General features: G+C 37.2%; 12 protein-coding genes. 4 read left to right on the top strand and 8 right to left on the bottom strand.

Translation table 11 applies throughout. The annotated features are described in order from the left end of the window. The first annotated feature begins 18 nt into the window (after window positions 1–18). Both PK943_04990 and PK943_04985 read left to right on the top strand, forming a co-directional pair. A complete protein-coding gene (locus PK943_04990; GenBank protein ID HRN78573.1) occupies window positions 19–897 on the top strand; it encodes a hypothetical protein in 879 nt (292 codons plus the stop codon). A 112-nt stretch (window positions 898–1,009) separates the two neighbouring features. Continuing rightward, window positions 1,010–1,426 carry a hypothetical protein gene (locus PK943_04985; GenBank protein ID HRN78572.1) on the top strand — a complete coding sequence of 139 codons (417 nt, stop codon included), beginning with the start codon at window positions 1,010–1,012 and terminating at the stop codon, window positions 1,424–1,426. Between the two features lie 56 nt (window positions 1,427–1,482). Here PK943_04985 and PK943_04980 read toward each other — a convergent pair whose 3' ends face one another. The 8 genes from PK943_04980 to PK943_04945 form a co-directional block, all read right to left on the bottom strand. Beyond that, on the bottom strand, window positions 1,483–3,210 hold the full coding sequence (locus PK943_04980) for a vanadium-dependent haloperoxidase (GenBank protein ID HRN78571.1): 1,728 nt from the start codon (window positions 3,208–3,210) through the stop codon (window positions 1,483–1,485). A 33-nt stretch (window positions 3,211–3,243) separates the two neighbouring features. After that, window positions 3,244–4,899, bottom strand: coding sequence for a hypothetical protein (locus tag PK943_04975; GenBank protein HRN78570.1), 1,656 nt, complete (start codon window positions 4,897–4,899; stop codon window positions 3,244–3,246). A 145-nt stretch (window positions 4,900–5,044) separates the two neighbouring features. Then, complete coding sequence (atpA, locus tag PK943_04970) at window positions 5,045–6,562, bottom strand: F0F1 ATP synthase subunit alpha (GenBank protein HRN78569.1); 1,518 nt, start codon at window positions 6,560–6,562, stop codon at window positions 5,045–5,047. A gap of 9 nt (window positions 6,563–6,571) precedes the next feature. Beyond that, window positions 6,572–7,117 carry an ATP synthase F1 subunit delta gene (atpH, locus tag PK943_04965; protein ID HRN78568.1) on the bottom strand — a complete coding sequence of 182 codons (546 nt, stop codon included), beginning with the start codon at window positions 7,115–7,117 and terminating at the stop codon, window positions 6,572–6,574. Next, window positions 7,114–7,608 (bottom strand): hypothetical protein, encoded by a 495-nt coding sequence (locus PK943_04960; protein ID HRN78567.1) that lies wholly within the window; start codon window positions 7,606–7,608, stop codon window positions 7,114–7,116. The genes atpH and PK943_04960 overlap by 4 nt, the downstream gene beginning before the upstream one ends. Further along, the gene (locus tag PK943_04955) at window positions 7,598–7,972 is read right to left on the bottom strand and encodes a hypothetical protein (protein ID HRN78566.1); all 375 of its coding nucleotides are present in this window, start codon (window positions 7,970–7,972) and stop codon (window positions 7,598–7,600) included. Before PK943_04955 ends, PK943_04960 begins: the two co-directional genes overlap by 11 nt. Window positions 7,973–7,990: 18 nt before the next feature. After that, window positions 7,991–8,242, bottom strand: a complete 252-nt coding sequence (locus tag PK943_04950; GenBank protein ID HRN78565.1) for an ATP synthase F0 subunit C — start codon at window positions 8,240–8,242, stop codon at window positions 7,991–7,993. A 77-nt stretch (window positions 8,243–8,319) separates the two neighbouring features. Continuing rightward, entirely contained in the window at window positions 8,320–9,054 is a 735-nt protein-coding gene (locus tag PK943_04945; protein ID HRN78564.1) for a deoxynucleoside kinase, read from the bottom strand. 190 nt (window positions 9,055–9,244) lie between these two features. Here PK943_04945 and PK943_04940 point away from each other — a divergent pair, with 190 nt between their 5' ends. After that, window positions 9,245–10,891, top strand: coding sequence for a hypothetical protein (locus PK943_04940; GenBank protein HRN78563.1), 1,647 nt, complete (start codon window positions 9,245–9,247; stop codon window positions 10,889–10,891). Between the two features lie 20 nt (window positions 10,892–10,911). After that, window positions 10,912–11,721 carry a hypothetical protein gene (locus PK943_04935; GenBank protein ID HRN78562.1) on the top strand — a complete coding sequence of 270 codons (810 nt, stop codon included), beginning with the start codon at window positions 10,912–10,914 and terminating at the stop codon, window positions 11,719–11,721. Window position 11,722: the final 1 nt, after the last annotated feature.

The following is an 11,722-nucleotide window of genomic DNA, read 5'->3' as shown; positions in this document are numbered from 1 at the left end:
CAAAAAGGATCCGAATATATGCCATCATCAGTTAAATTTATAGTAGGAAAAAATAAAAGAGGAAAACTGATCGAGGTTTCTTGTGAACCTAAAAAAATGTTTTCCTATAAAAACAAACAAGGCCTTGCAAAACCTGATCCATATCTAACAAGAGTCACCTTTAAAAGGCAAGTATTAGACAAATATTACTCAAATCCAGAATTTTATTCAGTTCAAGATGGCGTATTGAGGGGAGAAGATTGGTATATTCCAATAGATAATAATCATACTACGTACATCATGGCATATCTCGGAGATCTAAACAATTTGCCACATGATGAGCAACATTATTGGAGAAGTTACAATATTTTTGAAGAATCACCGCGAATGAGTAATGTTGCAATAGCTAGAGACTTTTACTGTGAGTTTAGAGGGCCGGATAGCGCCGATCTATTATTCAAAGAAATATTTGGCATATTCAATGAAATTTTTGACAAAAAAAATGGATGGAAATTATTTAAACCCCTTAATTATCATGATAAACATAATCTGGAATCATTGGCAAATTTGTCTATTAATAGCCAAAAACAATTTGATGAAGGAATTTTGCGTCTAGCAAAAATACTTATTGATTCAATAAATGTTAAAAAAATTAGCGAAGTGGTAACTTTTAATGATGAGGAAGAAGGAAGTTTGGATAAATTAGAAAAGTATTTCTCAGTCAGTAAAATATTTAAAACAGAAGAATTAATTAAAACCTTGAGACGAATTCAAAAATTGAGATCATCTGGAAGTGCTCATCGTAAGGATTCTAACTATGAAAAATCGCTGAAAAAGGTACCCGGTGATTCTTTACAAGAAAAATACTCTAAAATTTTAAATGATTGTAGCAAGTCACTAATGCTTCTTCTTAAGTAAAAAATTAATCTATGGCTAAGAGCTCTTTGACTTTTAAAATAAGAAAGTTCTAAAATAGTCTGCTAGAACACACCAGGCTTCACTCACAATAATCATACACAAAGGGTTTAACATGAAACATATATTTGCAATAATCATTGCATGTATTGGCTTACATACCGCACACGCCATGGAAGATCTACCACCAATAATAAAAGGTGATATACAGATACGTAACAATCTAAGCCAAGTTGTTACATATATTCTAACATATCAAATACACGGTAGAGACAAGGAATCAGGAGTATCATTTAAAAACAATCATATTGGAACTCGAGGTGAAATAGGTGCCCAGTCAATAAAGCTTCTACGTTCCTCGATGCAAATAGGCAAACAAAGTATATGGTCCACACCAATAGTATTACATTTTGCCAGCGATAGTTACCAACCAATAACCTTTCAGATAATTGAAGATCCTTTGGGCACCTATACTATTACTAGCTCAAAAACCGGCCAATTAGAATTCTGCAAAGAAAACACTGAAGATTAATTAACAACAAAAAAGGCGGAAATACATCCGCCTTTTTTTTGATCTTATGCTACTAGTTAGCTTAGAATATTCGTCACACCATCTTTAGTAACACGCACACGTTGTCCGTTACGCAATGTTAGCTCAAATCCGGTAAAATCTTGCTCATGGTATATTGCTGCCCAGTTTTGTAACACTTTCAAACCAACTTGTTCACCAAGCACCACACTCGCCTCTGCATCAGAACGGTAGTGTACACCGGCAAAATCACGAGCTATCGCAATGTTAGATGCAAGTTTATCAAGTTCACCACCTACCGTTAGCAACAACGCACCTTCTTCTTCCGATAATGGAACTAACTTAGTTGGATCAGATGGATCCGGTTTAACCGGTGCGGTATAGGTTGCAATCAACTCAGTATCATCAAAGAATGCTTTTACAATAGTTGCACTTGCAGAAGAAAACGTTGCATGCCCAGCCGGATATGATGGATGATCCGGTGAACCTTCAGGATATTGTTGTGCTAATAAGTAGGTATCTGCACCCTCACCTTGTTGTGAGTTATACTCTTTTACCCATGCAAGCAAATCAATTCCTGCAAGCTCTTCAAAAATAGTTTCATATAAATCAAAAGGATTTGTATCAGTTACTTTTGCACGGTGAACTAATCCAGCCATAGCTTCTGGACGAACCTTGCGTGATCCTAACCATTTATGTGCCCATGCATTTTTGAGCCCTTCTTGTGCCGCAGTAAATATTGCTGCATCAATATCAGCAATACCCATAGTCACAAATTGACACTCATTTGGCATATCACCATTAAAGTACGGTAAATTAGATGCTTGAGGAAACCTGTTATAAAGCAGTATATTTACTGCATCAAAAAAGAAAATTGCAGGAGGATCATTATGCACAGCAGTTCCAACATCTCGTCCATCTATAATATAACGATATCCACTAAAATCTGATGGCTCATACGGCACGGGAACTATACCATTTTCTATATCAATAAAATCATCCCACGTTACACCAAATTCACGATCTTGCGCAATAGAAAAATATTGCGGCTCTTCATATGCTGTATAATTTCTGTGTAAAGGTAACCACCAAAATTGTGAGATATAGGGACCAACCAAATCCCCTACCGCATTACCTCTGAATAGAACTCCCGCAGTTACCTCACCATCAACTTTTGGACCTTGGTACGCATCGCCAAGAGCTGTCAAAATTGCCGCTGCATTATTAGTAATCGATCCACCATTGACTGTATCAACGTCGGTACCTTCTCCAGTTCCATATTCATCAAATGCCACTGAACGACAAATTGCATGTAAATAATTCTCAATTATATCAGCTGCAGCTTCTGGACTTGAAATGGTTGGCGCTGGTGCAATCGGAATAATAGCACATGGAGCACCTACAAGGCTATGTGCATATGCACCTTGTGGATTTTTAAATTGAATGCTAGCGCCAATTGCACGTACAATCTCATTGAAATTCACTTGATCTGCCGTTTCTATAGCGTGTACCAGTGCTTGAAAGTTCTCTTGACCAGATGCATTCAAAAGACCGGTAACCGCATCATGTTGTAATGATTTGGTAAACGAACCTGCATAAGGAGCAACACTCTGATCCGCATTAAGCTCTGTTGTAATATCATATGGCGCTAAATTTGCCGTCATTTGATTTGCAGCAATCACACGGCACAAATAGTTATCAGCCCGTGGATTAATGCGTATGGTGTTTTCACCATACAGCACCGTGTTTAGGAATAATAAAATCGGAACTACTACTAAATACATCATACGAAAATCTCCTCGTTTCAACATTGTAATTAATTAAAAATCAATACCAAGTTTGCCCCATATTAACCAACGATCAAGAGACGTATTCATACGACCAGCAAACTCATATGACCCACCAACTCCTGCGGTAACCGGACACTTAATATCTGCCCAATCATAACCCAATGCAGCATATACGGTGTTAGAAAGTACACATGGATGCGCAGCAGAATTTAAATCAAGATCATCAATGGTTAATGCTCGTGTATCATAATTATCAATCACATCAGTTGTTGTGTTTTCACCATGGAATACTTGGTTAGCAACACTTGCTTCATTAGATAATAAATCATTTGTCATAGTACGAACTGGATTGACAAAACCACGACCTGAGTGATCTTTTATAGCAGCACCACCAAGTGAACAACATTCAAGTTCTACACATTCTGCTTCTCGCGCATAGAAGTTATAGCCAATTTCACCAGTAAATCCACGATCTGCAAAGTTTGGATCACGATTCAATGTCAATGCTACGTTAAGGCTCACGCTATATCCAGGTTTCACTTTCACATCTTGTGTTAATATATTAATACCCGGTGTTGCTAAGAACCATGCATCAATAGATGTAGCTTGCAAATCATTTGCTTGTATTGCTTGATCTTTGTTTTTGTAGAGTTCCATATAACGGCTCCATGGTTTGTATTTTAAATCCATAGAACGTTTTTCAGTGCGTGAGAATAAATATTGCATCATAATATCGGTATCAATAGTAGCTACATAATTATTACTACTAAAACGATGGAATTCTATTCCCATAGTTGTATAGGAATACAATCCCCAGTGCCCAGCAGTACCTACAATAGGTTCAAATATATATTTGCCTTCTGGTTTGTTACCGGTTGGAATGGTAATCCCAAGGAATGAGGTTGCAAAACAATGCTCATTCGATGCCCATTCAAGACCAAGCATTGCTTGAATAAATGCAAGACGAGTTTTTGATAATGAACCGCAACAAATTTTACCAAAGCACCAATCACTTTGATTTAATGCTTGCGTCATGTTGTGTAATTCTTGATTTAGATTAGTTACTTCATCTTCAATAGGTGTTACATCATAAAATTGACCTGTGCTCGTAATTACCTCACACAATCCCATATCATTTTTTACACGCATTAATGGTGCTGATACAGCAAAAAACCAGTTACGCTTGCATGCTTCAAATTTTGCTAGGAAAGAAAATCCAAGACCAATTACTGACTGTTCCGGCCTAAGAGTAATTCTACTGACAAATGGATCGGTAATGTTACTCACGCCCATTGGTAAAAACATAGCAACTTCATCACTATATTCTACGCTAAATAAATTAAAATGTTGCGGTAATAGCGCAGTACCTTCTTCTTCTATAGCGCCATTTACATTAATGCACTCAGAACAAAAAGGTGAGAAAAACTTAGCAATATCATCAGATTTAGTAGTTTTACCACCAAAAAGTGTCACATTAAAGTTCATGTTCTTTTCATCTACCGCGCCATTACATCTACGCATAAGCGTAAGATATTCAGGAGAACCAACTTGAAACTGTGGTCGCACACTGTAAAAAGTATGACTAGTAACTTTGCCGCAACAGTCATTGCAGTTATCCGCTCGTATTATCCCAGACAACAATAGCAGTACTGTTAGACAAAATAACTTAGAACGATATACAAGCATTACCTATCTCCTCATATTAGGGGTATTTTTATACAAAATAAAAAAACCATTTAATACAAGAAAATAGTTTCTTGAAATATCGTTAAAAAAGGTCTAAATAAGCCTATTACACTTTTTTAACGTTCACGTTATATAATTTTTTAAATTACTTGATTATCCCATTTTCTGGTGACACAAATAAGCGACTAAATTCTCTAGCCGCTTGAATTAAATGTTCTTTTGTATCATCTGATATATCAGCAGTGGTTGCAATTGTATCATAAATTGCTTGATGTACTGATCGTACATAGCTAACAAATTCTGTTGCAAATGCATGCACATGTCTTGGTGCAATATCATCCAGAAAATTTTCTCTGAATAAAAAGAGCATCAATGCCTGATCAACAAATGAATAGGTAACATGCAGTGGCTGCTTGAGTAATTCAACTGCTCGCTCACCTCGGCGTAATCGTCGTTTTGAAATCTCATCAAGCTCAGTACCAAATTGTGCAAAATCCAATAATTCATGATACTGTGCAAGTTCCAGACGCAAAGCTTTAGTTACCTTTTTAATGGCCGCTGTTTGAGCAGCACCACCAACTCGAGACACTGAAAGTTCTGTATTCACAGCAGGTCGCACGCCTTGGTTAAATAATTGTGTATCCAAAAATATTTGACCATCGGTGATAGATATTAAGTTAGTTGGAATGTAGGCAGTAATATCATCACTTTGAATTTGTGCAATTGGCAATGCAGTCAATGATGCCCCGTTTTTCAACTTACCTGCACGCTCAAGCAATCGAGAATGTAAATAAAACACATCACCCGGATATGCCTCACGTCCTGGTGGACGACGTAACAATAATGACATTTCACGGTATGCTATAGCATGATTAGTCAAATCATCATATACAATCAAAGCATCTCGTCCTTGATTACGGAAATATTCACCTATCGTGCATCCAACATATGGCGCAAGATATTGATTCAACACCGCCTGCCCTGCACGTGCACTCACTATAACGGTATACGCTAATGCACCACTTTCTTCAAGTAAGCGAATAATACGCGCAAGAGCTGCTTCGCGCTGACCGATAGCAACATAGATACAAATAATCCCTTTATCTTTTTGATGCAAAATTGCGTCAACTGCTAGCACTGTTTTGCCGGTACCTCGATTACCAATAATTAATTCACGTTGTCCTCTGCCTACCGGAATTAATGTATCTACCGCAATAGTTCCTGTTTCTAATGGCTCATTAACTGGACTACGCTCAACAATACCTTCAATAGGTGCTTCAACAGGATGCATAGCATCAACTTTGATCTTACCCATACCATCTAACGGTTTTCCTGTTGCATCAATAACGCGACCGAGTAACTCTTGACCAACCGGTGCCATAAATACATTACCGGTACGTTTGGCTACTTCTAATTCTGCTACAGGAATGTCAGCGTACAATAAGAATATTGAAACTACGTCTTCATCAAGCTGAAAAATAATACCGCGATTACCACCCTCAAAATCAATCATTTCACCCGATATGGCATTCGTCAAACCATGCACCTTGCAAATATTATCACCAACTTGAACAACAATACCTATTTCTTCAAGTTTATCTTCTGGCAGTCCACGTAATGAACGCTCAAATAATGAAACTAAATCAGTACTTTTAACTTCCATGGTTTTCCTTTAGCGCATAAAAAGCTGTTGTACATGTGCCAATTGCTTGCGTATAGAATGTTCCCATAGTGAGGTAGCACTTTGCAAACGAACGCCTGCAATCAAATCTGTGTTAACAGTATATTCAGACAAAATAACATGTCCTGTACAAGCAGCAAGAAATTGTTCTATTTCTTGCAACTGAGCATCAGACAATGCATGCGAGGCTTCTATAGTAAATGGCTCAATACCATGTATCTTGTAATAAATTTCACTTACCTTACTGAATATCAGTGATAATAATGCAGAACGCTTATCTTTAAGCAATATATCAATTAATGTGTGTGCTGCCTGTGGTACATGAAACTGCGTACACACATAATAAAGCACTTCGCGTTTGATATCCTTGCTAATAATAGGCAATCTCAAAAAAAATAATGCCCTACTCCTTTGGTGGAAAAAATGTGCTACCTTTTGCATAGCCCCTACATCTTCACGTGAAAAAGAAGCACCAAATACCTGCATAAATGCTTGCGCATATTTGCGTACCAAATAATCAGAGTTAACTTGTTTCATTTTGTACTCTTCATGTGATCTACAACGCTTTTTATGTACTGTACGCCGGCTGGTTTCTCAGAAAATTTTTCATGTAATTGCTCACGTGCTTGTTCTAGAGCTGATGGCAATGCTGCTCGTTCAAGATTCTGTTGATACAGATGTTGAGCCTTTGTTGCCATAGTCTGTCGTATTTGTTCTGCTTGTTCTTGTCTGCTAACACGTTGCTCATCAAGTTCTTGCTCAACTCGTTTGCGCCATTCAATTACACGTCTTTTGAGTTCTTCACACTCACGAGCTTCACGTTCAATCATGCTATCTAACTCTTTTACTGTTTCTTGCAAAGCATCTGCTTCTTCATGTAGCATTTTTTTTTCTGCGTCTTTTTGTGCCATCATCTGTAAGATAGAGTCTAAAAGATACTTCTTAAACAAATAAACAAGCACAACACCAAAAACAATAAAATTAATAATACGAAACACAATCGCAATTACATATGAGCTAGGAAACATGCTCTACCCTTTTTATAAGCGCCTGCTTAATGTGTTCTGTTGCATGCTTAATAGATTGAGCATCAAGTGGTTGTGGTGTGATAGAAGGCGTTAATTCTTTCAATACGACGAGATACAAATCCTGAACACGTGGTTTATGATCTTTAAAAAACTGTTTACATGATTGCACCTGCATATCTAGTTCTTGTTCTTTTTCAAGACACACCGCTTTACCACTCACAATTAAATTTTCAATCGCGCGATACGACTCTTGTTCATCGTGCAATAATGCTACGGTAGGCTTAAAAAATAAACTATACAGTAATGCATATGCAATACCAAAATTTAACATTTGAACAATAATGGTAATATTAATAGTCATCATAGCTATCGTATGTATCTATTAAAGGCTCCATCCAACAAAAATCAATGCCCCTGCAATCAATAACGCATAAATTGCCGAGGTTTCTACCAATCCCATTGCAATCATCATAGTGGTACGTATTGCATTACTTTGTTGTGGATATTTACCAATATTCTCACAAGCTTTCATACCAACAAAACCTTGACCTAATGCAGGTCCAACAGTACCTATCCCCATGGCAATCGATGCACCTAAAAAGGCTGCTGCTTTTGCAAAAAACACTGTTTCCATACGCACTCCTTGTGGTAAAAAGTGATATATTACTTGCATAAATCATATATTGATATTTATTCTACTGCACTTTCATATTATTTTACAAGTGTATAATTTACATGATCTGATGCGGATACTGCACCGCCTATCATCGCAAAAAATGCCACTATTTGATCCATATGTTTTTCTTGTTCATATCTATCATGTTCAAAATCACGATCACACGTAAGCGTTAATACCGGTATATCTCGCAAACTCTCGGCAACAAGCTCTTTACGTATTAACCATTGTTCATGGTATGCATGTAATTGTTGAATATACGCAAGTGCTACCGTTTCTTCTTCGGATCGGTTACGTTTTCTCAAACGTTCATAACATACGGCAGGATCAACTTGTAAATAAATAAAACCGGCGGGCTTTGGTATATATCCATCAACCAACCAATTAAACCATTCTTGATACAACTTCCATTCTAATGCATTCATGTTGCCAGACTCATACGCATTTTTGGCAAAACAATAACGATCAGAAAATACTGATCGCTCCAACACTTGAATAGAATATGGATTAGATTTTGCATGCTCTTGTTGTTCAATGACACGAGAAACAAAAGCATATGTTTGGAAGGTGTATGCCCAACGTGGCATATCTTTGTAAAATGCATCAAGCAAATTATGTTCACCACCTACTTGTTGCCACTTGGTATGTGGTTCACGCACTACCTGCACATTTAAATATTTTTTTATAACTTCCAAAAATGTAGATTTACCAGCTCCTATATTGCCTTCAACAATAAAATAATTTTGTGTCTGCTGTTCTCGTAATACCATATAGTCCCTTACAATTTTACAAAAACCCCCACGCATACAATGTGGTAATAATTAATCTTAACGAGTATACAAAAAAAAGCGATCATTATATTTATGCAACTTTGTCATGCAGCAAAAAATAATATAGAATCTGATTGTTGTTCTACATAAAGGTAAACAAAAATTTATAAAAAATTAAGAAGAGCGCACAATGAAAAAGCTAAAAATATATTTTTTACTTAGCATCTGTAGTATTTCATGCATAGTATCCGCTATGCATTCTTTCGACGATATTTTCGATATTTTTGACACCCCTGAGGCAATGGAATTTTTAAGTGAAGATTCAATAGAAGGCATTTTGCAGCATCACCGCAATGTCAGCCCAGAAACCATCATGCAACAATTAGTAGACGCAGGTATTATCCCTTTACTTGAAGAAGATTTGTATTGCCATACCAACCCATTCAATCAACGTAGCTTACTTGATTTCCCTTTATTTGAACTTTTACACTGCGATTATAAAGGTCGCTGGGTAACCGGTTTCGATTTCTTCTATAACCAGATGAGTGATTCATTCTATACTGACCACAGCGATAGGTTATCTTCGTATCTTAATTTTGCGAGTGAATCATTTATTGATAAAATTCAAAACTCTGTAACTCCTCTTATCGACGCCTTTTCGGATGAAGATTATAATATTGATATTGCCAAAATACTCTGCATCGCAGCCAACTTAAAAACGCACCAACGTCGTACCGGCTTTATGATTCATGGCATGCGCCAATGGAAAAAATGGCGCCTCAGATTTTTATTTCCACTTTATTATCTTGAACGCAATTTATTTCTAACCGATGCTGAACGCGATGCCATTGCAGAAGAATTTGGTTTCGATACCGAGCAAGAAGATGAAGAATTTCAAGATGCACACTTTATCAGCGATAAGCTCGGATTTGGTGACACTCGACTTGAAATCGAACGTAAAGTATTCACTGATAAACGTGCACGAGTACGCGCCGGCATTCAACTAACCATTCCAACTGCATTTGCACTCAAAAAAGGATTAAAGGGTAGTTCATTCGCTCGATTTAAAAATGCTTGCTTACCTGCACCCACGCTTATAGAAGATATTTTTTGCGACATTTTAGATCCGGCTGGCCCTCAAATACAAAAAGCATTTGATGAATTGACTGCATTTGCACTCGGCGCACTTGATCGCTTATCGGCAAATTTATTGGATACGAGCCTGGGCAATGGTGGCCATGTGGGCATTGGTGCCATACTACGTATTAATTCAGATTTGAACAAAACCATTCACTTGCCGTGGGCAGAAAATGTGCACGTATGCCACCGCGGCTCAATAGAATATTTATTCCCCAAAGATGAAAAAATATTTTATGTAGAAAAAAATAATGCAGCAGCTTTTGAAGACCGTGATTTTACCAATGATGCACAGGCTGCTGCAAACCTTGCATTTTTAGAACAAGAACTCGTCAAACGATTTTATCCTGTTGCCGTAGACACAACCGTACAACCGGGTATTATTTGGCGTTGGCTGAGCAGATTAGATTATTTGGGGGCGCATGCTGGTGCCAACTTTGGATTCGATTTTTGGCTACAGACTGAAAACAAATTAATTTCTATGGACACACCATGTTTTGGCGACATGACCTTGCATCTAGACAAAGATCGTGCAAAAATTGGCTATGCATGCCAAGGTCAGTTTTTTGGTGGCATAAACGGCAAAATAGAACAAGCAACACGCATCTGGTTTCTTGGCATACAAGCAGATGGTACGCTATTCTCTCGTGGTATAGGACATGATTGGACCGTAACATTTAATGTTGAAGTGAATTTTTAAATAGATCAAAGGAACGTATTATGAAAAAATTACACATAATTTCTCTTCTAAGTTTATTAACACCGGCAGCACATATTGCGGGCGTTCATGATACACATATTACACTTGAATCACCGGTACTTAAATTATTTGATGGTACTGCATTTGGTATTAATGCTGACATTATTGAATTAATCGGTCTTGTCCGTAGAGAAATTAATACCATGCTGGTTGGCAACAAAACAAAAAACGAATCATACGTAGGTATTTACACGTATGAAGGCAAGCAATACACCATAACTGAGTTAGCTGCCTTAGAACAAGATACACGTAGTTTGGGTAATACACACCGTAGCAGAACAATTCATGAATTGCTTGATCAAGTTAAAAAAGAGTTTATTGCTAAAGTTGAACCGTTTATGGAACGAGCGCGCAGTACCAAACACCAAATGCTCATCCTCATAGAAGAATCTACAAACAAACGCAATAAGAAAGATAATTTTTTACTCAAATGGGCCGATGCACCCGAAGGTCATGAAGAAGCTGTATTTTTAAAAGAAATTAAATCATTTACCGCACTTGTAGCATTTGCCCAAGATTTACTCGATTTTCTTGGTGACTTAGTACGTAGCTGCCCAAAAGGTCGCGCACAATTTGTAGAACGAGTTCAAAAATGCAATAAAATACATACGTTAATGCCAAAATCAATTCCACAACTTGATAGTGAAGGTCAAAAAGCATTTATGCACTATCTGAAAGACAAACATGTTGATAAACTAGATATTAACGATATAACACAAGACAAAATAGCTACTTTATTTTCAAGTTTTTCACGCAATGAGGATGTTTAAT

This window comes from Candidatus Dependentiae bacterium, from assembly GCA_035445995.1.
GTDB lineage: Bacteria > Babelota > Babeliae > Babelales > Vermiphilaceae > DAOMRS01.
Note: the sequence above shows the minus strand (reverse complement) of the source record. Positions and strands in the feature narration are given on the sequence as shown.